This is a genomic window from Roseibium sediminis (genome assembly GCF_008711325.1).
In the GTDB taxonomy this organism is placed as follows: Bacteria; Pseudomonadota; Alphaproteobacteria; order Rhizobiales; family Stappiaceae; genus Roseibium; species Roseibium sediminis.
On the sequence record NZ_VXDB01000001.1, the window covers coordinates 257,343 to 279,059 of the forward strand.

The 21,717-nt window shown below is 57.7% G+C and carries 21 protein-coding genes and 1 pseudogene; 15 read left to right on the forward strand and 7 right to left on the reverse strand.

Annotation, left to right across the window (positions count from 1 at the left end):
- Window positions 1–17 precede the first annotated feature (17 nt).
- From F0155_RS01150 to F0155_RS01175, 6 genes are all read left to right on the forward strand, one after another.
- Window positions 18–659 (forward strand): thiamine phosphate synthase, encoded by a 642-nt coding sequence (locus F0155_RS01150; RefSeq protein ID WP_208999068.1) that lies wholly within the window; start codon window positions 18–20, stop codon window positions 657–659.
- Window positions 619–1,827 carry a tetratricopeptide repeat protein gene (locus F0155_RS01155; RefSeq protein WP_208999069.1) on the forward strand — a complete coding sequence of 403 codons (1,209 nt, stop codon included), beginning with the start codon at window positions 619–621 and terminating at the stop codon, window positions 1,825–1,827. Before F0155_RS01150 ends, F0155_RS01155 begins: the two co-directional genes overlap by 41 nt.
- Before the next feature lie 152 nt (window positions 1,828–1,979).
- On the forward strand, window positions 1,980–2,543 hold the full coding sequence (efp, locus tag F0155_RS01160; RefSeq protein ID WP_150522638.1) for an elongation factor P: 564 nt from the start codon (window positions 1,980–1,982) through the stop codon (window positions 2,541–2,543).
- A gap of 63 nt (window positions 2,544–2,606) precedes the next feature.
- Window positions 2,607–3,404 carry an inositol monophosphatase family protein gene (locus tag F0155_RS01165; RefSeq protein ID WP_150522639.1) on the forward strand — a complete coding sequence of 266 codons (798 nt, stop codon included), beginning with the start codon at window positions 2,607–2,609 and terminating at the stop codon, window positions 3,402–3,404.
- 163 nt (window positions 3,405–3,567) lie between these two features.
- Window positions 3,568–4,557, forward strand: a complete 990-nt coding sequence (locus F0155_RS01170; RefSeq protein WP_150522640.1) for a flagellar motor protein MotA — start codon at window positions 3,568–3,570, stop codon at window positions 4,555–4,557.
- A 3-nt stretch (window positions 4,558–4,560) separates the two neighbouring features.
- A complete protein-coding gene (locus F0155_RS01175; RefSeq protein WP_150522641.1) occupies window positions 4,561–5,595 on the forward strand; it encodes a peptidoglycan -binding protein in 1,035 nt (344 codons plus the stop codon).
- 81 nt (window positions 5,596–5,676) lie between these two features.
- Here F0155_RS01175 and F0155_RS01180 read toward each other — a convergent pair whose 3' ends face one another.
- Together F0155_RS01180 and F0155_RS01185 are read right to left on the reverse strand one after the other, a co-directional pair.
- Entirely contained in the window at window positions 5,677–6,408 is a 732-nt protein-coding gene (locus F0155_RS01180) for a DUF1013 domain-containing protein (RefSeq protein WP_150522642.1), read from the reverse strand.
- A gap of 145 nt (window positions 6,409–6,553) precedes the next feature.
- Window positions 6,554–7,555, reverse strand: a complete 1,002-nt coding sequence (locus tag F0155_RS01185) for an NAD(P)H-quinone oxidoreductase (RefSeq protein WP_150522643.1) — start codon at window positions 7,553–7,555, stop codon at window positions 6,554–6,556.
- 411 nt (window positions 7,556–7,966) lie between these two features.
- On the opposite strand from F0155_RS01185, the pseudogene F0155_RS01190 reads away from it, so the two are divergent.
- Both F0155_RS01190 and rcdA read left to right on the forward strand, forming a co-directional pair.
- Window positions 7,967–8,107 (forward strand): annotated as a pseudogene (locus F0155_RS01190) (DUF1192 family protein); the annotation flags it as partial.
- Window positions 8,108–8,506: 399 nt separating this feature from the next.
- Window positions 8,507–9,052: a protease adaptor protein RcdA gene (rcdA, locus tag F0155_RS01195; RefSeq protein WP_150522644.1), complete on the forward strand. Its 546-nt coding sequence runs from the start codon at window positions 8,507–8,509 to the stop codon at window positions 9,050–9,052.
- Window positions 9,053–9,297: 245 nt separating this feature from the next.
- Here the strand turns inward: rcdA and rpmE are convergent, their stop codons facing one another.
- Window positions 9,298–9,522: a 50S ribosomal protein L31 gene (rpmE, locus tag F0155_RS01200; protein ID WP_150522645.1), complete on the reverse strand. Its 225-nt coding sequence runs from the start codon at window positions 9,520–9,522 to the stop codon at window positions 9,298–9,300.
- A 331-nt stretch (window positions 9,523–9,853) separates the two neighbouring features.
- Here rpmE and F0155_RS01205 point away from each other — a divergent pair, with 331 nt between their 5' ends.
- A complete protein-coding gene (locus F0155_RS01205) occupies window positions 9,854–11,650 on the forward strand; it encodes an ABC transporter transmembrane domain-containing protein (RefSeq protein WP_150522646.1) in 1,797 nt (598 codons plus the stop codon).
- Window positions 11,651–11,708: 58 nt separating this feature from the next.
- Here F0155_RS01205 and F0155_RS01210 read toward each other — a convergent pair whose 3' ends face one another.
- Complete coding sequence (locus F0155_RS01210; RefSeq protein WP_150522647.1) at window positions 11,709–12,500, reverse strand: SDR family NAD(P)-dependent oxidoreductase; 792 nt, start codon at window positions 12,498–12,500, stop codon at window positions 11,709–11,711.
- Between the two features lie 123 nt (window positions 12,501–12,623).
- A complete protein-coding gene (locus F0155_RS01215) occupies window positions 12,624–14,537 on the reverse strand; it encodes a propionyl-CoA synthetase (RefSeq protein WP_150522648.1) in 1,914 nt (637 codons plus the stop codon).
- 185 nt (window positions 14,538–14,722) lie between these two features.
- Here F0155_RS01215 and F0155_RS01220 point away from each other — a divergent pair, with 185 nt between their 5' ends.
- Window positions 14,723–15,487 carry a sulfite exporter TauE/SafE family protein gene (locus F0155_RS01220; protein ID WP_150522760.1) on the forward strand — a complete coding sequence of 255 codons (765 nt, stop codon included), beginning with the start codon at window positions 14,723–14,725 and terminating at the stop codon, window positions 15,485–15,487.
- 133 nt (window positions 15,488–15,620) lie between these two features.
- On the forward strand, window positions 15,621–17,261 hold the full coding sequence (locus F0155_RS01225) for an acyl-CoA synthetase (RefSeq protein WP_244303443.1): 1,641 nt from the start codon (window positions 15,621–15,623) through the stop codon (window positions 17,259–17,261).
- 53 nt (window positions 17,262–17,314) lie between these two features.
- Here the strand turns inward: F0155_RS01225 and F0155_RS01230 are convergent, their stop codons facing one another.
- Complete coding sequence (locus tag F0155_RS01230) at window positions 17,315–17,494, reverse strand: YdcH family protein (protein ID WP_150522650.1); 180 nt, start codon at window positions 17,492–17,494, stop codon at window positions 17,315–17,317.
- 293 nt (window positions 17,495–17,787) lie between these two features.
- On the opposite strand from F0155_RS01230, the gene F0155_RS01235 reads away from it, so the two are divergent.
- The 3 genes from F0155_RS01235 (at window position 17,788) to F0155_RS01245 (ending at window position 19,704) form a co-directional block, all read left to right on the forward strand.
- A complete protein-coding gene (locus tag F0155_RS01235) occupies window positions 17,788–17,994 on the forward strand; it encodes a YdcH family protein (RefSeq protein WP_150522651.1) in 207 nt (68 codons plus the stop codon).
- A gap of 99 nt (window positions 17,995–18,093) precedes the next feature.
- Window positions 18,094–18,582: a 5-(carboxyamino)imidazole ribonucleotide mutase gene (gene purE / locus F0155_RS01240; protein ID WP_150522652.1), complete on the forward strand. Its 489-nt coding sequence runs from the start codon at window positions 18,094–18,096 to the stop codon at window positions 18,580–18,582.
- Between the two features lie 30 nt (window positions 18,583–18,612).
- A complete protein-coding gene (locus F0155_RS01245; protein ID WP_150522653.1) occupies window positions 18,613–19,704 on the forward strand; it encodes a 5-(carboxyamino)imidazole ribonucleotide synthase in 1,092 nt (363 codons plus the stop codon).
- Here F0155_RS01245 and F0155_RS01250 read toward each other — a convergent pair.
- Window positions 19,699–21,105 (reverse strand): MATE family efflux transporter, encoded by a 1,407-nt coding sequence (locus F0155_RS01250; protein ID WP_150522654.1) that lies wholly within the window; start codon window positions 21,103–21,105, stop codon window positions 19,699–19,701. The two genes, F0155_RS01245 and F0155_RS01250, sit on opposite strands and share 6 nt — an antisense overlap.
- A 303-nt stretch (window positions 21,106–21,408) precedes the next feature.
- Between F0155_RS01250 and rpsU the strand changes: the two genes are divergently transcribed.
- Window positions 21,409–21,636, forward strand: coding sequence for a 30S ribosomal protein S21 (gene rpsU, locus F0155_RS01255; RefSeq protein WP_150522655.1), 228 nt, complete (start codon window positions 21,409–21,411; stop codon window positions 21,634–21,636).
- Window positions 21,637–21,717 lie beyond the last annotated feature (81 nt).

The window sequence follows — 21,717 nt, forward strand, 5'->3', positions numbered from 1 at the left end:
GCAAAGAGACACGCCCCGTGAACCGGCCACGCCTATTCCTCGTAACTCCGCCCGCCTTTGACACGGCAGATATGTCCGCAAGACTGGAGGCTGCATTTCAGGGTGGAGACGTGGCCTGCGTGCTCATCTACATGCCCTCTTCCAGTTCCAAGGATATTCAAAAGGCTGCGGAAACCCTGGTGCCGGTTATTCAGGCCGCAGGTGCCGCCGCTATCGTCTATGCCGATACACAAGCCGCCGGTCGGTCCGGAGCAGATGGTGTACACATTGATTCTTCCCTCGACGACGTGAAACTTGCCGTCGAAAGCTTTCAACCTGCCCGCATTGTCGGAGCCGGTGGCACAAAGCTGAAACACGAGGATATGGAAGTCGCCGAGACCGGGGTGGATTATCTTTTCTTTGGCCGTCTCGACCTTGAAGAACAGGACGAGGCCCACCCGAAAACCATTTCCAAGGCAGACTGGTGGTCGGAACTCTTTGAGGCTCCGTGTGTCGCGCTGAGCGGCAAGACGATGGCGTCTGTCGAGGCAGCAGCGGCGACCGGCGCGGACTTTGTCGCCCTCAAGGACGCCGTATGGTCTCACCCGGAAGGTCCGGGCGAAGCCGTAAAGGCTGCGAATGCCATTTTGGAAAACCATCCATTTGAGGACGCCGATTGATCAGATGACCGGTCAGCCGATTGCCAGAACTGTTTCCCTTCTAGCGGGTTCACGCCTTGTGAAACTGTGCGTGGCGACGTCCGCCTCGATCATGCTGCTTGTGCCCGTCGCATTTGCGCAGGAAACAAAAACCCCGGAAGCTCAAACGCAACCGGCGGCGGCAGCCGAAACGCCCGCAGTTGATCCCGCCGCGGAACCGCAGTCCGAAGCAAATGCCGAAGTGCAGGAACAGCCGCAAAACCCGGGCCTGATCCTGGCTATTGACGCTGGGCCACCGATCGTGCCGGAAGACACAGGCGTCACGGAAGATATCGCGTATGGTGCCTTTCAGCGCGGCTGGTTCCTGACCGCCCTCGCTATGGCAACGCCTCTGGCAGAGCAAGGCAATCTTCCGGCCCAAACGCTTCTGGGTGTCTTGCACGAGACCGGCAGCGGCATCGCTCAGAACTATTCCAAGGCGGCAGACTGGTATCAGCTCGCCGCAGCGCAAGGCGACGCGGAAGCCGCCTTGCGGCTGGGGCAGTTCTATCTGCTTGGCAATGGGGTGGAGGCCGACAAGAAGAAGGCGGCAGACTATTTCGAAATAGCAGCAAAAGCCGAAAAGCCCTCCGCCCTCTATAATCTTGCGCTCCTCTATCAGGCCGGAGAGGGAAGAGAACGCGATGAGGCGAAGGCCCGCGATCTTCTGCTTCAGGCCGGGCAGCTCAATGATGCGGAAGCACAATACACGCTGGGACTGTCCTATCTGGAAGGGATTGGCGGTGAGGTGGATGAAGGCCAGGGTGCCTTCTGGCTGGGCCGGGCCGCCCGCCGTGGTCACACTTCCGCGCAAGTCTATTACGGCATCCTGAGATTTCAGGGCAAAGGACTGGACCCGGATGAGCGCGAAGCCGCCGCATGGTTTGAGCGCGCTGCAATTGCCGGCAATCCCGTTGCGATGAACCGGCTGGCGCGCATCCTTGCAAATGGCCGCGGGCGCGATCCGGCCCCTGTTCAGGCTGCTGCATGGCACTATGTCGCCCGTGCACTCGGCGTTGAAGATCCGCTTCTGGACACCTTCGTCAACGGGTTGGATCCAGACGAGGTGGAAGCTGCCAAGGCACTCGCCGGACAGCGCACAGCCACCCTGTTTGCTCCCTCATCCGACCAGACGCCTCCGTCTCCTTGAGGAAGCTGGAACGCACTCTGTTAGGGACACCCTTCTTTTTTCCTTGAAACCTGCGCTCAAGTGTGGTGTTGAGGCGCCAATCGGTTGCTACGCTACCCGAACCGGGCCTGCTGCGTAGACCAGTTCACAACAATCAGACAATCGGTCGTTTCATGAAGATCAACGGTAACGAAATCAAGCCGGGCAACGTGCTGCAGCACCAAGAGACCCTCTGGGCAGTGGTCAAGGTGGATCATGTCAAGCCGGGCAAGGGCGGCGCCTTCGCCCAGGTCGAAATGAAGAACCTCATTGACGGCCGCAAACTGAACGAGCGCTTCCGCTCGGAAGACAAGGTCGAGCGTGTTCGCCTTGAGCAGAAAGACTTCCAGTATCTCTATACCCAGGAAGACATGCTGATCTTCATGGACACGGAGACCTACGAGCAGCTCGAACTGCAGACCGAATTTGTCGGCGACCGCGCAGCCTTTCTTCAGGACGGCATGATGGTCACCGTTGAAATGCACGAAGAGCGCCCGATCGGCATCACCCTTCCGCAGCATGTTGTCCTGGAAATCACCGAGGCTGATGCCGTCGTGAAGGGCCAGACCCAGTCTTCGTCCTACAAGCCTGCGATCATGGAAAACGGTGTCCGTGTAATGGTTCCGCCTTTCATTACCGCTGGTGAGAAGATCATTGTCGACACTGGCACTCTGGAATACGTGCGCCGCGCGGACTAAAAGACCCCAAAACACATTCAGGCGCGGTCCGACAAGGCCGCGCCCAACAAGAACGGCAACGGTATGGCCCGCACAGCAATATTGAACGTCATGGTCCAGGCCGCCACGAAGGCGGGACGCGGACTGATACGCGATTTTGGTGAAGTCGAGAACCTTCAGGTTTCCCGCAAGGGCCCGGGCGACTTCGTGTCTGCCGCCGACCGCCGGGCAGAAGAAATTCTGCGCAACGAACTGATCAAGGCACGCCCGACCTACGGTCTCGTGATGGAGGAATCCGGCGAGGTCGAAGGTACGGACGGCAATCACCGCTGGCATATCGATCCGCTGGACGGCACCACCAACTTTCTGCATGGCATCCCGATCTTTGCGACGTCCATTGGTCTGGAGCGCAACGGGCAGATCGTAGCCGCCGTGGTGTATAATCCCGTCATGGACGAGCTCTACACCGCCGAAAAGGGCCGTGGCGCCTATCTGAATGACCGCCGCCTGCGCGTGGCGGCCCGTGAAAATCCGGCAGACATGGTGTTTGGCACCGGTCTTCCCTTCATTGGCCGCGGCGATCATGGCCGCGCCCTGAAGGAACTGCGCTACATCATGCCGGAAACCGCAGGTATCCGCCGGGCCGGTGCTGCCGCACTCGATCTGGCATGGGTTGCCGCCGGCCGTCTGGACGGCTACTGGGAACACAAGCTCAATTCATGGGATATTGCTGCAGGCCTGCTTCTGGTGAAGGAAGCTGGCGGCTATGTCAGTGACATGGAAGGCAAGGACAAGATGCTCGAAAACGGTGACGTCGTCGCCGGAAACGAGTTTTCCCATCGTCATATCCTGCGTCTTCTCAAGACCGCAGCGTCTGCCTGATAACCATATTTATCCGTTTTTTCCGTCACTTGCGCAAAACGCTGCTTACGCGCAAGTGACGTTAGCGGTGGTTAAGCCTGTCGCCGTTAACGATTAACGGTTTTCTTCGCCAATCAAATCACGCTATCAATGAGTTACGGTTCATTGGCGATTTTGGCGACTCATGGCACGAGACTTCGACCCTTACAGCCTGTCCAGTCCTAAGGCTTATCTCTCCTTCATGATCATCTTCCTGGTGATCGTATCCTTTATCGCCTTCATACTTTACCGGCAGATTTCCGTCGCCTTTGTGAGCAACCCGGGACTGAACGGGCTCATTATCATGGTGGCGCTGTTCGGCATCATCCTCCTGTTTGGGCGGGTTATCAGGCTCTTCCCTGAAATCTCCTGGGTCAATGGCTTCAGGACCGGCGACCCCGGTCTGGATGATCGCGGTCCTGTTCTGCTTGCCCCGATGGCCACCCTGCTTGGCAACAAGGTCGGGGAAATGACCCTGACGCCAGCAACGGCGCGCACGATCCTCGATTCCATCGGGATGCGTCTTGAAGAATCCCGCGAGATATCTCGCTATCTGACAGGCCTCCTTGTCTTTCTCGGTCTGCTGGGCACCTTCTGGGGCCTCCTGCAAACCGTAAGCGCGGTTGGCGCGACCATTCAGTCCCTCGACGTTGGATCCGGAGATGCCAACGTCATTTTCGAAGACCTGAAGGCTGGCCTTGAAGCGCCGCTTTCGGGCATGGGCACGGCCTTTTCATCGTCCCTCTTCGGCCTGACAGGCTCCCTGATCCTCGGCTTTCTGGATTTGCAGGCCGGACAGGCTCAGAACCGCTTTTACACGGAACTTGAGGACTGGCTCTCGACCGTGACGGATATTGAACCGGAAGATGGCCAGTTTGCGCCCAACATGTCCGGCAATGTTGATCAGGTTCAGGCTGCCATCAAGGCGCTCCAGAAAACCATTGAAGAGGGCAGCAGCAAGAATGCGGCCCAAGCAATGGCCAATCTCGCAGAAGGCATCCAGGGCCTCGTGAAACACGTAAGGTCCGAGCAGCAGATGATGCGGGACTGGGCGGAAGGTCAGGGCGAGCAGCAAAAGCGGATCGAGACGCTGCTCACGTCCATCTCTGCAGCGTTTGATCGCGCGAAGGAGTAGACGATGGCCGGAGGCATGCGCGCCCGCCGGCGCAATCAGGGAACGGACTATTGGCCGGGCTTCGTCGACGCCATGGCAACCCTGTTGCTGGTCATCATCTTCCTTCTGTCCATTTTCATGCTGGCGCAGTTTTTCCTGTCGCAGCAATTGTCAGGTCGGGACACGGTTCTGAACCGCCTGAATGCCCAAATCTCCGAACTCACCCAGCTTCTTGCTCTGGAACGCGCAAGCGCACGCGAGCTGGAAGATACCATCTCCGGCCTTGAAGCAAGCCTTGGTGATGCAACGAGCGAAAAGGACCGCCTGCTGGCCCTTCTGGCCAACAGCTCCGGAGAGGCAGATGAAGCTGGAGGACGGGCTGCCCAGCTGGAGACCCTGCTGGATGACGAGAAACAGGTCAGCCAGCGCGCCCTTGCCCAGATCGAACTTCTAAACCAGCAGATCGGTGCCCTGCGCCGCCAGTTGGCAGCCGCCAATGCAGCTCTTGAAGCCGCGGAGGCAAAGGAAACCCAGAGTCAGGCGAAGATCGCAAGTCTTGGAAAGAGACTGAATGCGGCTCTGGTCCAGCGCGTTCAGGAGCTTTCCCGCTATCGTTCCGATTTCTTTGGGCGGTTGCGCGAAATCCTGTCCCAACGCTCGGACATCCGCGTCGTCGGCGACCGTTTCGTGTTCCAGTCAGAAGTCCTGTTCGGCTCCGGCTCGGAAGACATCAATCCCGAAGGTCAGGTCGAACTGAAGAAACTGGCCGACGCCATCAAGGAGCTTGCAGTCCAGATCCCCGACGAGATCAACTGGGTTCTGCGTGTGGATGGACATACGGATGCGCGCCCGCTTTCGGGAACAGGGCGTCTTCGCAACAACTGGGAACTGTCCGCAGCCCGCGCAATTTCGGTGGTGCGTTACTTGATCGAGCAGGGCGTCGATCCGAAGCGGCTTGTGGCTGCCGGGTTCGGCGAATTCCAGCCGCTGGAAGAGGGTGAAACCCCGGACGCGCTTGCCAAGAACCGCCGCATAGAACTCAAGCTCACCGAGCGATAGGCAAATCCAAGAGACTCCAAAAAGAAAAGCCGCCGGTTGATCACGCAACCGACGGCTCTAAAGTGCTCTTATTTATGCCGATCAGGCGTCGTCGTCGTCTTCGTCGGCATTGCTGGCATTCTTGAGAGAATTCAGCTTTGCAAACACTGCATCGGCATCGAATACCTCTTCCGGCTGCGGAGCCGGACGGGACGTGTCGAACTTGAATGCAGCTGCCAGCGCTTCCTCGCTCGTGCTTTCCTCAACCGGCATCAGGGTCTCTTCGAGCTCAACCTGCGACGGGATCGGAGCATTCTTCGCGGCCTTTTCGACTTCGATATCCAGCTCCAGCTGGCTGCAGAGACCGAGGGTGACCGGATCGGACGGTGTCAGGTTCGACGAGTTCCAATGGGTCCGATCGCGAATGGCAGCGATTGTCGGCTTGGTCGTGCCAACCAGGCGCATAATCTGAGCGTCTTTCAGTTCCGGATGATGACGGACCAGCCACAGGATTGCATTCGGACGGTCCTGACGACGGGACACCGGGGTATAGCGCGGCCCTTTGCGCTTCGCCTCCGGCAGCACCACCTTCGAGCCCTGAAGCTTCAGCTGGTAATTCGGATCGTTTTGTGCCCGCTCCAGTTCTTCGCGAGCAAGCTGGCCAGTCAGGATAGGGTCAAGACCCTTGATGCCCTGAGCAGCTTCGCCATCTGCAATGGCCTTCACTTCTAGCGGATGCAGTTTGCAGAAGCCGGCAATCTGATCAAAGCTCAGAGCGGTGTTGTCGACGAGCCAGACAGCGGTGGCCTTCGGCATAAGCGGCGTGTTCGCCATCGGTCATATTCCTTTCGTCGGCTTCCTCGCCGGGCCGGGCGAAAAAGCAATCCTGTATTCATACTGGATGGGAGATTGCGAGAATATATGCCTTTCCGGAACCAAAGGCAAATGACCTTCGATGAAAAAGCACGCTCATTTCGTCTTATTCAATCGTGAGCATGATTTTTCCGATATGCTCCGATGTCTCCATCTTCCGATGTGCAGCCGCAGCCTCCAATAACGAGAATGTGGAGTCCATCACTGGTCGAACCTCACCCCTTTCAATCAACGGCCAGACCTTTTCATAAAGAGCCGTTGCGATCGCCGCCTTGAATGCGTTGTCTCGGGGGCGCAGCGTTGATCCGGTGTGGGTCAAACGCTTGACCATGAGCAGGGAGAAGTTCGTATCCGGCGCAAGACCGTTCAAAGTGGCAATCTGGCAAATGCGCCCTTCCACGGCAGCGGCCTTCCAGTTTTTCATGACGTAGTCGCCACCCACCATGTCCAGGATGGCGTGAACGCCCTCACCGCCTGTTTTCTCGCGGATGACCTCGACGAAGTCCTCCTCACGATAGTTGATGACATGGTCTGCGCCAAGTTGGCGCACGGCAGCGGCCTTCGCCTTTGATCCAACCGTCGTGAACACCTCGGCTCCGAAGGCCTTTGCAAGCTGGATCGCAGTTGTCCCAATTCCGGACGTCCCGCCATGAACCAGAAACCGCTCCCCGGCAACAAGGCCCAGCCGGTCAAAGACGTTGCTCCAGACCGTGAAGAATGTCTCAGGCAGGGCTGCTGCCTCAACAAGGGACAGGCCTTTTGGAACCGGCAGGGCGTGGGCTTCAGGAACAGCGCAGTATTCCGCATATCCGCCGCCGGGGCACAAGGCAGTTACCGTGTCGCCGACAGAGTGACGCAGAGCGCCCTCGCCAACCGCACAAACCGTTCCGGAAACCTCCAGGCCCGGCAGATCGGAGGCGCCCTTGGGCGGTGGATATGCCCCCTTGCGCTGTAACACATCTGGCCGATTCACCCCTGCAGCCGCCACCTTTATGAGGATTTCGCCAGCCGCAGGAACCGGTACAGGCCGATTTTCCGGTTTCAGGACATCTGGCCCACCGGGCTCTGAGATCGCGATGGCCGTCATCGTGCTGGGCAAGGTCGTCATATCAATTCCCTAAACTGGGTTTCAGTCTTAGGGTTAGTGGTACTGAACTGCGGGACCCATGACAATGAGGACAATGGAGCACATAGACGATGGGGCTTTTTGACGAGGAAACATCTAATACCAACCTCAAAAGATAAGAACCCATCTGATGGCTCTGGTCCGGTTTGTCCGGCAAGGCGCGCTGCGCAGGACGGCCTGACTGGCCGTTCAAGCAGCGCAACGCTGTCCGGCGAGCCGGAGCGAGCCACCGAAGGCCGCGTTTGGGCACAGTTCTGCTGCGTTGCAGGTTTTGAACGATAAACCATATCGCCCTGCAACCTGCTCCTTGCCGAACAGTGCCCAGACGCGGTCAGATAGGTTCTTATCTTTTGAGGTTGGTATAAAGGCGCGAAACCTGACGTTCCACACGTTGCTGAGGATCTGAGTCGCCTGTCGGAGGACGATTTAACCAAGCGGATTGAACAGCTCCGCGAGGAAATCGCCCGTACGGAAGCGGAACTGCAAAAGCGCAGTAAAATTCGCAGTGATGCGGACGCATTATTTAGAAGCTAGATCGTCAAAATTACAAATACTTATTCAAAGCGCTTTGATATCTACCTTACGCAGCACCCTGAGTAGGTAAAATTTTATACGTTTACTTCTTATTAATCTTTCCAAATTATAAACATAGTCATCCAGTCATCTGGATTTGGAGTGGCTCCTGTCCACTCTGTTTGACGCCTCCCTGTTAAACACTTCGAGCCGCGGTAACGCGGCTCTTTTTTTTGCTCCGCCAACCGTCTATTGTGCGCCCAGAGAGGCAATGTCCGGGCAGATTAAACTGGCACACGAGTTGCATATCTGTATTCGAACTCTCATCAAGTCCCATAGTGGCACAAGAAACAGGTTTTGAGGGACAGCCCCAAAACAGGACTTGAGACAAACGTATCGAGTAAGAAGGCGGATCGACAGATGATGGATGACAAGCACACCCAAACCCAGGCACCCCAGCCGGTCCAGTTTGCCAATCGTCTTGCAAACTCGGAAAACTTTCAGAACCTGTTTCAGGAAGGCATGGCTCTTGTTGAAGAAACAGCCATGTATCTTGATGGCGAAGGCCGGGTTGAGGCGAAGAAGCTGGAACGCCCCGCTTCCCTGGCATATGCAACCGAATCCATGCGTTTGACCACGCGCCTCATGCAGCTGGCTTCCTGGCTGCTCCTGCAGCGCGCAGTCAACGAAGGCGAGATGTCCCGCGAACAGGCCGGAAGCGACAAGAACAAGGTTCGGCTTGAAAAGCTCTCAAGCGCCATGGGTGGCCCAGCTTGGGACAGTCTGCCGGAATCACTTCGCTCCCTGATTGAACGTTCTATCCGTCTGCAAGAACGCATCGTCCATCTTGACGCCATGCTGTACCGGCAGGCGGAAAAAGCTGGCGCTGATGCCAACGACAATCAGGACAACACCATTGCATCGCAGCTCGACAAGCTCCAGGCCGCTTTCGGGAACGTGCGATAATCCTATTTCGGGACAAAGTGGTTTGGCGCCTTGCGCCCTGCCATCCTGAAACCACGGGCTCGAAATTCCGGCCAGGCATCGATTCACTAGCCGGGATGGCCGAGCCAGCTTGACAGCAAAACACCTTTCAAAGCCGCTTTCGAGCGGCTTCTTTTTTGCGCTTTTGCACCTTTTATCAACCTGCGAGCAGCCAACAAAAAACCCGGCCGAAGCCGGGTTCTTCAAAATCTGTCGCCTTGTTCGGCTTAGGAGCCGAGGAACCCGGCGTACTTGTTCTTGAAGCGGGAAACACGGCCGCCGCGGTCCATCAACTGACGGTCGCCACCGGTCCATGCCGGATGCGAGTTCGGGTCGATGTCGAGCTGAAGCGTGTCGCCTTCGGAACCGTAGGTCGAACGGGTGGTGAATTCCGTGCCATCGGTCATGACAACCTTGATGGTGTGGTAGTCCGGATGAATATCCGATTTCATGGCTTTTCCTTTCCTACACCCCACGACCGGCCCAAGGGGGCCCGTCGCCAAAAAAGGCGCGATTTGTTTTTCTGCCAGCGTTTACACACCAGCACCGTTAAAACGTGACCCGGGCGTATACCGTATAGGGACGCGAGAAACAAGAGGCTTTCTGCCGCATTCTGGCGATGGGCCCAGCCCTTTCTGCAAAGGAGATCCGCAATGAGACAAGTGCTCCATGGCCGGACCATCCGACAAAAATGATCGAAAACCCACAGCTCTATTGGCATCCTCCCCCCTCCTCGCCTATGTATCCTCCAGACCAAGGTAACGCTCAGGCCGCAAGGACCATATGACCACTCAATCCACCGAGACACGGAAACGTTCGCTGCAGCCGCTTATCCGTCTTCTGCCCTATCTGAAGCGCCATCGGAACATGGCTGCCGCCGCCGTCGTTGCCTTGATCACCGCTGCGGTCATCACGCTTGTCCTGCCGACTGCTGTCCGGCGCATGATCGACTTCGGGTTTGGTGCCGACGATCCAAAGCTGATCGATGCCTATTTCTTTGTTCTCATGGGTGTTGTCACGGGCCTTGCCGTTGCAAGTGCCACTCGCTATTTCCTCGTCATGTGGATCGGCGAACGCATCGTCGCCGAGGTGCGCGCCGATGTGTTTGCGCATCTGACACAGCTGAGTCCGGGCTTTTATGACAGCGCACGGTCCGGCGAAATCCTGTCCCGCCTGACCGCCGACACCACGCAGATCAAGTCCGCTTTCGGGGCCACCGCGTCGCTGGCCATGCGGAACTTCGTCATGTTCCTCGGTGCTGTTGTGATGATGGTCTTCACCAGTCCGCGCCTTTCGGTGATCGTGCTGGCCGCGATTCCGATCATCCTCATTCCGTTGATCGGATTTGGCCGTTCCGTACGACAACGCTCGCGCCACGCTCAGGATACGCTTGCGGATGCCTCGGCCTATGCAAACGAAATGCTTGGCTCCGTACGCACCTTGCAGGCTTTTACCAATGAAAAGCAGGCCTCGAACAGGTTTCAGGGTGCGGTGGAAACCGCCTTCCGTGCCGCACGCAAGGCGACCGGTGCTCGGGCAATTCTGACGGCTTTTGCGATCGTGATCATCGGGTCGAGCGTCGTTGCGGTCCTCTGGATCGGAGCAAATGATGTCTTCGCCGGCCGCATGACCGGCGGCGAATTGAGCCAGTTTCTTCTGTATTCCATCCTTGCGGCCGGCGCTTTGGCGAGCCTGTCCGAGGTCTGGGGCGAACTGTCTCAGGCAGCTGGTGCGGCCGAACGGCTGAGCGATCTGCTGGATGTGGAACCGGAAATCACGGCACCAGCCAACCCGAAGGCGTTGCCGATGGCGCCAGAGGGAGAAATTCACTTCAAGGACGTGGGCTTTGCCTATCAGGGGGCCAAGGACCTGAAAATCCTGAACGGAGTGGATCTGAAGGTAACACCGGGCGAAACAGTTGCTGTTGTGGGACCGTCGGGTGCAGGCAAATCGACCCTGTTCCACTTGTTCATGCGCTTTTATGACCCCTCAGTTGGCACCATCTCGGTTGATGGAATCGATATTCGCGATCTTGATCCACAGGATCTGCGCAGAAGCATTGCACTCGTACCGCAGGACACGGCGATCTTCGGCGCAACAATTGCGGAAAACATCGCATTTGGCAGACCGGATGCCTCGCGCGCTGACATTGAAGCAGCTGCAGAAGCGGCCCTTGCCCTGCCCTTCATCGAAAAGCTTCAGAACGGGTTCGACACCATGGTCGGCGAACGCGGCATCACGCTGTCTGGCGGCCAGCGCCAGCGGATCGCCATTGCACGCGCAATCCTCAAGGATGCTCCGATCCTTCTTCTCGACGAAGCAACCAGTGCGCTGGATGCGGAAAGCGAAAGCCTGGTGCAAAAGGCCCTCGACGGCCTGATGGAAGACCGAACGACCCTCGTCATTGCGCACCGGTTGGCGACGGTACTAAAGGCCGACAAGATCGTCGTGATGGATGGGGGGCGCATTGTCGAGACCGGCACCCATGCAGAACTGAGTGCCCAAAATGGCCTTTATGCCAAACTCGCACGTCTGCAGTTCGATGCGGCGATCTCTCCCGAGCAAGTCGAGACCGCATGAAAAAGGCGGAGCACCCGGCTCCGCCCGTCATTGTCGTGATCGCCCCATTTAAGGCAAACTAGTCTGCGTCCGGCACCGCAACGGTGTAATTGAGCGGCAAACGTCCGCCATCAGCGTAGATCGTCTGCCCCGTCACGTAGCTGGCATCCGAAGAGGCCAAAAACGCGGCAATGCTGGCGATTTCGGAAGGCTCGCCGATTCGCTGCATCGGCGTGCGGCTGAGGATCTTGTTCTTCGCGGCCGGGTCAGAATTCACCGAGGACAGCATGTCCGTCATGATGGAGCCTGGACCAATTGCATTCACACGGATCCCGTGAGGTGCAAGCGCTAGCGCAGTGGTGGTGGTCAACTGCCGCAGTCCACCCTTTGAAACACAATAGGGGATCTGGTTTGGAATGCCGACAACCGCGTTGATTGACGACATGTTGATGATGCAGCCCGGCTCGCCACCGGCCTCAACCCGCTCCACCAGATGACGCCCAACCGCCTGAGAACACAGGAAAGCGCCTTTCAGGTTAATTGACAGGACCCGGTCAAAGTCTTCTTCTTCCAATTCCAGAAAATCACCACCGGCAACAACGCCTGCGTTGTTCACCAGAATATCTATATCCCCGAACGCATTCAGGGTCTCGGCGACGAGATTGCGGACGTCCAGACGTTCAGCCACATTGCAATGAAGATAGAGCGCATCGCCCAACGACTTGAGGCTGTCTTCTGCCTCTTCGCCAGCCTCGTCATCCACATCGGCAATCACGACTTTGGCGCCATCCATGACAAACCGCTTTGCAACCGCAAAGCCGATTCCCTTGGCCGCGCCAGTCACAATGGCCACCTTGTTTTCTAGAGACACCCAAAAACCTCACAGATCTGACAAAATTCAAGCAAGCCCAAAGCGGGATCAGGCCGCATATACGACCTGACCATAGGGGGATGACGGGCCCGTGTCGATGGGCTTGGGGTAGAAGTTCCCGCTTCAGGCGGTCGCGACAATCCCGTGACTTTCGAGCGCCTGCGCGATTTCTTCCAATATGGCCGGGTCATCGATTGTGGCCGGCATCTTGTAGGTCTCGCCATCGGCAATCTGGCGCATCGTGCCACGGAGGATCTTGCCGGAACGGGTTTTTGGCAATCGCTCCACGGTGATCGCAATCTTGAAGGCTGCGACAGGGCCGATCTTCTCACGAACCAGTTTCACCAATTCACCCTCAATGACGGCATGTTCGCGCTTGACACCGGCCTTCAGGACAACAAACCCGCAGGGCAGCTGACCCTTGAGCTTGTCGGCAATTCCGATCACCGCACATTCGGCAACATCCGGATGTTGGGCGAGGACCTCTTCCATGCCACCGGTCGACAACCGGTGACCGGCCACGTTGATGATGTCATCGGTTCTCGCCATGATGGAGAGGTAGCCGTCATCATCCATGATCCCCGCATCGGAGGTCTTGTAGTAGCCGGGGAACTCGGCCAAATACGCATCCCTGAACCGCTGGTCAGCGTTCCAGAGTGTTGGCAGGCATCCGGGAGGCAGCGGCAATTTCACGACAATATTGCCGAGCGTGTTTGCTGGCAGTGGATGTCCTGCATCATCAAGGATCTGGACGTCATATCCCGGCATCGGCACAGTTGGCGATCCCGGCTTGACCGGCAACTGGCCAAGACCGAGCGGATTACCGACAATGCTCCAGCCCGTTTCCGTCTGCCACCAGTGATCGATGACCGGAACGCCCAGTTGATCGATCGCCCAATTGACCGTCTCCGGATCAGCCCGCTCGCCAGCAAGGAACAATGAGCGGAACTGGGAAAGATCATATTGCGGGATGAACTTTCCTTCAGGGTCTTCCTTGCGGATCGCACGGAATGCTGTCGGCGCGGTGAAGAGCGACACTACATTATGTTCGGATATGACCCGCCAGAACACGCCAGCGTCCGGTGTGCCAACCGGTTTGCCTTCAAACATGAGTGTGGTGCAGCCATGCAGAAGCGGAGCATAAACGATGTAGGAGTGGCCAACGACCCAGCCCACGTCCGAGGCCGCCCAGAACACTTCTCCCGGATCCACGCCATAAAGGTTGGGCATGGTCCACTTCAACGCGACCATGTGGCCGCCATTGTCGCGAACAACCCCCTTGGGCTGCCCCGTCGTCCCGGACGTGTAGAGAACATAAAGCGGATCTGTCGCTTTCACCGGCACACACTCAACGGTGCGCCCTTGCGTGATCGCATCCTGCATCAGCTGCCCAGCATCATGATCCCGGCCTGGCACGAGATCCGCCTCGCGCTGGGAGCGCTGGAACACGAAGCAGCTCTCCGGCTTGTGGCTGGATAGGTCAATGGCGGTGTCAATAAGCGGTTTGTAGGCAATAACCCGTCCCGGCTCGATACCGCAGGACGCGGCAATGATTGCTTTTGGCTTTGCATCATCGATCCGCGTTGCCAGTTCGTTGGCAGCAAATCCGCCAAACACAACTGAATGAATAGCCCCGAGACGGGCGCAGGCCAGCATGGCCATGGCCGCTTCCGGGATCATCGGCATGTAGATGATGACCCGGTCTCCCTTACCGACACCTTGGTCCTGCAATACGGCGGCGTGTCCCTGAACATGCTCCAGAAGCTCTTCATAAGTGTAGGTTTTCTGGCTGCCGGTGATCGGGCTGTCGTAGATCAGGGCTGGTTGACCCGGGCGCCCACGCTCCACATGGCGATCAAGGCAATTGTAGCAGGTGTTGCACTCCCAATCCGGGAACCAGCGGCCATACTGCCCCTGATCGGCGTCAAACACCGTCTCGCCCGTCTTGATCCAGTCGATGTCCCCTGCGGCCGCTTTCCAGAAGCTTGTCGGGTCATTCTTCCAGTTTGCATATACTTCCGAGTAACGGCTTGCCATTGTCTTCAAATCCTCCCAGGACTTTCGCCCTCTCCAGTCGGAGAGACAAACATTCTTCCTCTGCCATGTGTTTTAGCCCCAGAAGACCTCACTTGCCGATACGACATTCGAAGGGAGGGGCTTTACGTAGTCTGAGCCACCGTGTTTAGTGCCTCTCCCACCGTCAGAGTGAGCATGCCCGCTTGTTGTCACCCATTACAGATCCGTGGTTCTATGCCTCGGCCATTCCGGCAGTCATCATCGTCGGGCTCTCCAAGGGAGGGTTTGGTGGCACGCTTGCCATGCTCGGCGTTCCCAGCATGGCTCTTTTCATCTCGCCGGTTCAAGCCGCCGGGATCATGCTGCCTATCCTCGTGGTGATGGATCTCATCGCCCTGATCGCCTACAAGGGCGAAGCCGACCGCAAGACACTTTTCATACTCCTGCCCGCCGCAGTGATCGGGATTCTGGTTGGCTGGATGACCGCAGCTTATGTCAACGAAACTTTCATTACGCTTCTGATCGGGATTATTTCGCTGATATTCGTGCTCGACTATGTCCTCAAGAGCAGACGACGTCTGGAGGCAAGCGAACACAATGTTCGCAAAGGGCTTTTCTGGGGAACCATTGCAGGTTTCACCAGCTTCGTCAGTCACACGGGCGGACCACCTTACCAGCTCTACACGGTGCCACTGCGCATGGCCCCAACACTTTTCGCTGGAACCGCCGTCATCTTCTTCGCCGTAGTGAACGCAATCAAGCTTGTGCCCTATTTCGCACTCGGCCAGTTTGACGCGACCAACCTGACCACATCGCTGGTCCTGTTGCCGCTGGCTCCGCTCGCAACCCTTGCCGGGGTCAAGCTGGTGCGCGTGATCAATCAGGATCTGTTCTACCGGCTGATCTATGCCGTGATGGCGGTTATCGCCGTCAAACTGATCTTTGATGGGGTATCAGGGCTGCTAGCGTAAACAGCCCCTTCCTCGCCAAAAGCATCGTTGCGAAATCTCCTGTTTCCGGGTTTCATCCAAAAACTGTCAAAACAGGCTTGTGGGTGGAACCTGCAGCTCTTGATCGCGTTGACGATACCAACACACCGGGAGGGTGGACTTGGAAACGACCGCAAATCCGTATGATATCGGCCTGGACCGCAATGCAGCCAACTACGCGCCGCTCAGTCCGCTGAGTTTTCTGGCCCGCGCTGCCGACGTTTTTCCCGACCAGACCGCCATCATTCATGGTCCCAGCACGCAATCCTACCGGAGCTTTTATCGGCGAAGCCGCCAATTGGCATCGGCACTCGCGGGGCTCGGTATCGGCAAGGGCGACACGGTCACCGTCATGCTGCCCAATGTTCCACCAATGCTCGAAGCCCATTACGGCGTGCCCATGACCAAGGCCGTGCTTCATTCTTTGAACACACGACTGGATGCTTCGATCATCGCCTTCCAGCTGGATCACGCCAACACGAAGGTGCTGATTACGGATCGCGAATTTTCTCCCACCATGAAAGAGGCTCTTGCCCTTGCGACCGTCGAACCGGTCATCATCGACTATTCAGACCCGGTCTTTCCCCAGGAAGGAGAGCGACTTGGAACGCTCGACTACGAGGCCTTTGTCACATCAGGCTCTCCGGACTACGAGTGGTCGCTGCCGGATGACGAATGGGACGCCATCGCCCTGAACTATACGTCCGGCACAACGGGCAATCCCAAGGGCGTCGTCTACCATCATCGCGGTGCCTACCTGCTGGCGCAGGCGAACATCATCACGGCCTCCATGGCCAAGCATCCGACCTACCTTTGGACGTTACCGATGTTCCATTGCAATGGCTGGTGTTTCCCCTGGTCGATTTCCGTGGTCGCCGGAACCCATGTCTGTTTGCGCTGGGTGCGGCCCAAAGTGCTGTGGGACCTGCTTGCGGACCGGAAGGTCACCCACCTTTGCGGCGCGCCCATCATCATGTCGACCCTTTTGAACGCACCCGCAGAAGACAAGCGCGAACTGGAGCACACCGTCGAGTTCTTCACTGCTGCAGCGCCACCACCCGAGAGTGTTCTGGCCGCGATGAAAGATGCCGGCTTCAACGTCACCCATCTCTATGGCCTGACCGAGGTTTATGGCCCTGCAGTGGTCAATGACTGGAAGCGCGAATGGGATAGCCTGCCCTCGGCTGAACAGGCGGGCAAAAAGGCGCGCCAGGGCGTGCGATATGTGGCGCTGGAAGGGCTGGACGTGCTCGACCCGCAAACCATGGTGCCTGTTCCTGCAGACGGTGAAACATTGGGCGAGGTAATGTTCCGCGGCAACGTGGTTATGAAAGGTTATCTGAAGAACCGCGAAGCAACCGACGAAGCCTTTTCCGGCGGCTGGTTCCACTCCGGCGATCTTGGGGTCAAGCATCCTGATGGCTATGTGCAGCTCAAGGATCGGTCAAAGGACATCATCATATCGGGCGGGGAAAACATCTCCTCCATCGAGGTGGAGGATGTCCTCTACAAACACCCGGATGTGCAAACGGCTGCAGTGGTCGCCCGTCCGGATGAAAAATGGGGCGAGACACCTTGCGCCTTTGTCGAACTGCGGCCCGGCGCAACAGTAAGCGAAGCCGACATCATGGCCTTCTGCCACGAGAACCTTGCTCACTTCAAGACGCCAAGAACGGTGGTTTTTTGCGAGATTCCGAAAACCTCGACGGGCAAGATCCAGAAATTTGCTCTTCGTGAACAGGCAAAATCGCTGTAGCCCAGCCCATAAAAAAAGCGCCGCAAAATTCGCGGCGCTTTGTAAGGTCCACTTCAGTGAAGTGGACGATCCTGTCGTATTCGCTCGATCTCGTCCTTGAGCTTGAGCTTTTGTCGTTTCATGTCGACCAATTCCAGAGAGTCCGTGCTGGGGTGATGCAGTGCATCCTCGATCTTCCGCTCCATTTCGGCATGGCGGCGTTGGAGTTCAGCAAGATGGGACTGAAGTGACATGGAAAATACCTCCTGTCTTTATGGTCAACGCCGATCATCGTGCCACAGGCTGGAGGAGGTTGTCGATTGTCGATTTTGCATAACTGTTAAATTTTGCCGTCAAATTCGTGATAGGTCGGAATAATCTTAGCGGATCATGAAATGACCCTACGGCTTTCTAACGAATGGCGCCCTGTTCCCCTTCTACGTCCGGGTGTCCGTCGAAATTCTGACCCCAAGTTAGAAAGACACTTGTTTTTTAAGCAATTTGTGATCTAGGAAGAGCCTCAAAGCGGAAGGTCCGGGAAGCACATATGGCCTCTTCAAACGAACAAGCCCTGCGAGCAGAACTCGCCGAACTGCGGCAAGAACACCGTGATCTCGACGCTGCGGTAGATGCGCTTGCAAGTTCTGCCAATGCCGACGCCCTTCAGCTCCAGCGCCTCAAGAAGAAGAAGCTGATGATCAAGGACCGGATTTCCATGCTGGAAGATCAGCTCTTCCCGGACATCATCGCCTGATCTTCAGGACAAAAAGTCCGCCTGCGGCGGCTTGCATCTGAAAAAATCAGACCTATACTCCGCCGCCTTCTGCGAGAGAGCCGCGCAAGGGAGCAGCCAATGAGCAAACCAGCCGTCGCCATCATCATGGGTAGTCAGTCCGATTGGCCAACCATGAAACATGCAGCCGAGACGCTGGATGAGCTTCAGATCGCCTATGATGCGCGTATCGTTTCAGCTCACCGCACACCGGACCGCATGTATGACTTCGCCAAGAGCGCGAAGGCGGAAGGCTTCAAGGTCATCATTGCAGGCGCTGGCGGAGCCGCCCACCTGCCCGGCATGACTGCGGCGCTGACCTCGCTGCCCGTCTTCGGCGTCCCGGTCGAAAGCCGCGCCCTGTCCGGAGAAGACAGCCTTCTTTCCATCGTTCAAATGCCGGGGGGCATTCCCGTCGGCACGCTGGCCATCGGCAAGGCCGGGGCCACGAATGCAGCCCTTCTGGCCGCCGCCGTCCTTGCCCTGTCGGACAATGGCATTGAAGAACGGCTGGATGCCTATCGCGAGGCACGGACTGCAGCCGTCGGGCTGAAGCCGGTCGACGCCTGAACCTTCCCAACACATCATAGGGGCAGCCTCATGTCGGATACCAGATCCTTGGCAGTCGGCGATACGATCGGCATTCTTGGCGGCGGACAGCTTGGTCGCATGCTTGCTCTGGCTGCCGCAAACCTCGGTCTCAAGACGCATATCTATTGCCCCGACCCCGCAAGCCCCGCCTTTGACGTTGCCTATGCCTGCACCGTTGCGGACTATGAGGACGAAGATGCATTGGAAGGCTTTGCCAGAAGCTGTGGCGCGATAACCTACGAGTTTGAGAACGTTCCCGGCAAGACCGCTGCCTTCCTCGAAGGACTTGGTGCTCTGCGTCCCGGCGCCCGTGCGCTGGAAGTTTCTCAGGACCGCCTGTTTGAAAAGGAATTCCTGACATCTGCCGGTGTTGCAATCGCCCCGTTTGCAGATATTTCCAGCGAAGCCGACCTCAAGGCTGCGCTGGACAAGTTCGGCGGCAAAGGTGTCCTGAAAACACGCCGATTCGGATATGACGGCAAGGGGCAGGTCATGATCCGCAAGCCGGAAGACGCCGAAGGCGCGCTTGAAAAGCTCGGCAATGCGCCAGCAGTGCTTGAAGGCCTGATCGCCTTTGATCGCGAGGTATCGGTCATCGTGGCGAGGGACGTAAACGGAACATGCTCGGCCTATGAGTTGACCGAAAACCGCCATGTGAACCACATCCTCGACACCTCCACCGTTCCGGCAAATGCTTCAGATGCCCTGAGAACGAGTGCGCATGACATGGCCCTGCGCATTGCGGCAAGCCTCGACTATGTCGGCGTGATGGGTGTCGAAATGTTCGTGGTGCCGGGAGCAGACGGCGAAGAAATACTCGTCAACGAGATCGCTCCACGCGTTCACAATTCAGGGCACTGGACGCAGGATGCCTGCCTGTGCTCGCAATTCGAGCAGCATATCCGTGCTGTTGCAGGCTGGGCACTGGGTTCTTGCGAACGACATTCGGACGTTGTCATGCACAACCTGATCGGAGATCAGGTAAACGCCTGGCCGGACGTCCTGAAAGAGCCGAACGCCAAACTACATCTTTATGGCAAGGCCGAAGCGCGCCCGGGTCGCAAGATGGGCCACGTGAACCGGATTTCGCCGCGTTCATGACGCCTTTGCGGCATCGGGCAGCAGACCCAGTTCCTTGCGTTTGAAGAACCTGAGATTTGCGAGCACCGCCACTGTGGCCAGTCCACCGGCCAGGCCGCACCAGATGCCGACACCGCCCCATCCTGCTCCGAAACCAAGAGACAGGGACAGGCCGATACCTATGACCCAATACCCGAAGAGGGCATAGTAGAGCGGTATTGTCGTGTCCCCGAGCCCGCGCAGATTGTTGACGCCGATGATCTGCCCGCCATCGGCCAGCTGAAACAGTGCGGCAACGGCGAGATAGGCAACGCCAAATTCCAGAACCGCTTGCGCTTGCGGATTGTCGATATCGAGATAAAGCGATACGAGCGGCTCCGGAATGGCCCAGAACGCCACCGCAAACGCCATCATGAAGCTCAGGGTCACCAAAAGGGCTGCCCAACCGGCCCGGCCAACACCGTCCATGTCGCCGCGCCCAGCAGCCAGACCAACCCGGGTCATGGCCGCCTGGCTCAATCCGACCGGGACCATGAATGTGATCGACGCCAGTTGCAGCGCGATCCCGTGACCGGCCAGCGGCAATGTGCCCAGCCAACCGATCATGATCGCGGAGGCCGAAAACAGGCCGGCCTCGGCGACAATCGTGACCCCTATGGGCCAGCCCAATTTCCAGATCTGAAAGAACACCGGCCAGTCGCTACGCCAGATCCTGCCAAAGATGTTGTAGCGCCTGAGCTGCCTGTGCTTGAGAACATAGGCTGCGAGAAACAAGAAGGTCGCGAGCGAGCTTCCCACCGAGGCGATACCCGCTCCCACCAGTTCCAGACGGGGGAAGCCGAAGTTTCCGAAGATCAGCGCATAGTCGAGAACCGCGTTGACCAAAGCCCCGGCAATCGTCGCATAAAGCACGATCTTCGCCATTTCCATGACGGTCAGAAACCCGCGGATGGCCATGATCAGCAGCCCCGGAAACAGCACCCATTGCAGCGCCCGCATGTAGGTTCCCGCCATCTCCGAAACATGCGGGTCCTGACCGAGCCAGACCAGAATGTCTCCGGTGAAGAACATGGCGAGCCAGGCAGGCAGGCAATAGAGTGTCACCACCCAGAAGCCCATGCGCACGGCACGCCGCATTTCCTTCAGGTTCCTCTGGCCACGCGCCTTTGCGGCCAGGGGAATGACCGCCTGAATGACGCCCATGCCAAAAAACCACACCAGCATGTAGGCATTGAAGGCCAGAACCGAAGCAGCCAGTTCTTCCGCGCCCAAGCGGCCAATCATCAGCACGTCGGTTGTGTTGATCGCCATTTGCGCAAGCTGTGCGCCCGCCAACGGCATGCCCAACACGAGGGTCGGCTTGATGTCGCTGCGCCAGAAATCAGCAGCGTTGGCCGTCGTCAAACTGGCTTTGCCGGCCATGACCGCTCCAATTATTTTGGGAACAATAACAAGTTGTCTTCCCCTTACCTGCCCGTGCAGAAGCTGTCCATATCCTGACCGCGCGGACGACAATCAAAATCCGATTCAAGCATGTGGACAAAACCGGGACGATCTGGTAGTGACACCGCCCAAAGTGGACGGCACGTCAGCGGCGACGTGATAATTGCGTTCTGCCTTTTTCATCCAAAAGGCAGTTCCTGTCATCGGCTCTCTGTCGGTCTCCTTATCTCAGGCACAAAAACTGGCCGCGAATGGCGCGGCAGTCATCATGGGAACAAGCGCGTGCAGGTATTGGTTCGCGACAACAACGTCGATCAAGCCCTTCGGGCACTGAAAAAGAAGTTGCAGCGTGAAGGCGTCTTCCGCGAAATGAAACTTCGTGACCACTTTGAAAAGCCGTCTGTCAAGAAGGCTCGCGAGAAGGCAGAAGCTGTTCGCCGCGCCCGCAAGCTGGCTCGCAAGCACGCCCAGCGCGAAGGCCTGATTCTCGGCAAGTCCGGCAAGCGTTAACCGCTGCCGCATAAAAGCCATGACTTTTCGCCACATTGTGGCCTGAATAGCCGGTCGGCATCCGATCGGCTCTTTCTTTAT

What these genes read in the sequence shown, in the direction of transcription:
- F0155_RS01170 (WP_150522640.1), top strand. Translation starts at nt 3,568, where the DNA reads ATGGCACGAGACTTCGACCCTTACAGCCTGTCCAGTCCTAAGGCTTAT.
- F0155_RS01155 (WP_208999069.1), top strand. Translation starts at nt 619, where the DNA reads ATGCCATTTTGGAAAACCATCCATTTGAGGACGCCGATTGATCAGATG.
- F0155_RS01165 (WP_150522639.1), top strand. Translation starts at nt 2,607, where the DNA reads ATGGCCCGCACAGCAATATTGAACGTCATGGTCCAGGCCGCCACGAAG.
- rpmE (WP_150522645.1), bottom strand. Translation starts at nt 9,522, where the DNA reads ATGAAATCGGATATTCATCCGGACTACCACACCATCAAGGTTGTCATG.
- F0155_RS01235 (WP_150522651.1), top strand. Translation starts at nt 17,788, where the DNA reads ATGGCCTCTTCAAACGAACAAGCCCTGCGAGCAGAACTCGCCGAACTG.
- F0155_RS01175 (WP_150522641.1), top strand. Translation starts at nt 4,561, where the DNA reads ATGGCCGGAGGCATGCGCGCCCGCCGGCGCAATCAGGGAACGGACTAT.
- F0155_RS01230 (WP_150522650.1), bottom strand. Translation starts at nt 17,494, where the DNA reads ATGTCACTTCAGTCCCATCTTGCTGAACTCCAACGCCGCCATGCCGAA.
- F0155_RS01185 (WP_150522643.1), bottom strand. Translation starts at nt 7,555, where the DNA reads ATGACGACCTTGCCCAGCACGATGACGGCCATCGCGATCTCAGAGCCC.
- efp (WP_150522638.1), top strand. Translation starts at nt 1,980, where the DNA reads ATGAAGATCAACGGTAACGAAATCAAGCCGGGCAACGTGCTGCAGCAC.
- F0155_RS01215 (WP_150522648.1), bottom strand. Translation starts at nt 14,537, where the DNA reads ATGGCAAGCCGTTACTCGGAAGTATATGCAAACTGGAAGAATGACCCG.
- F0155_RS01205 (WP_150522646.1), top strand. Translation starts at nt 9,854, where the DNA reads ATGACCACTCAATCCACCGAGACACGGAAACGTTCGCTGCAGCCGCTT.
- purE (WP_150522652.1), top strand. Translation starts at nt 18,094, where the DNA reads ATGAGCAAACCAGCCGTCGCCATCATCATGGGTAGTCAGTCCGATTGG.
- F0155_RS01180 (WP_150522642.1), bottom strand. Translation starts at nt 6,408, where the DNA reads ATGGCGAACACGCCGCTTATGCCGAAGGCCACCGCTGTCTGGCTCGTC.
- F0155_RS01250 (WP_150522654.1), bottom strand. Translation starts at nt 21,105, where the DNA reads ATGGCCGGCAAAGCCAGTTTGACGACGGCCAACGCTGCTGATTTCTGG.
- rcdA (WP_150522644.1), top strand. Translation starts at nt 8,507, where the DNA reads ATGATGGATGACAAGCACACCCAAACCCAGGCACCCCAGCCGGTCCAG.
- F0155_RS01245 (WP_150522653.1), top strand. Translation starts at nt 18,613, where the DNA reads ATGTCGGATACCAGATCCTTGGCAGTCGGCGATACGATCGGCATTCTT.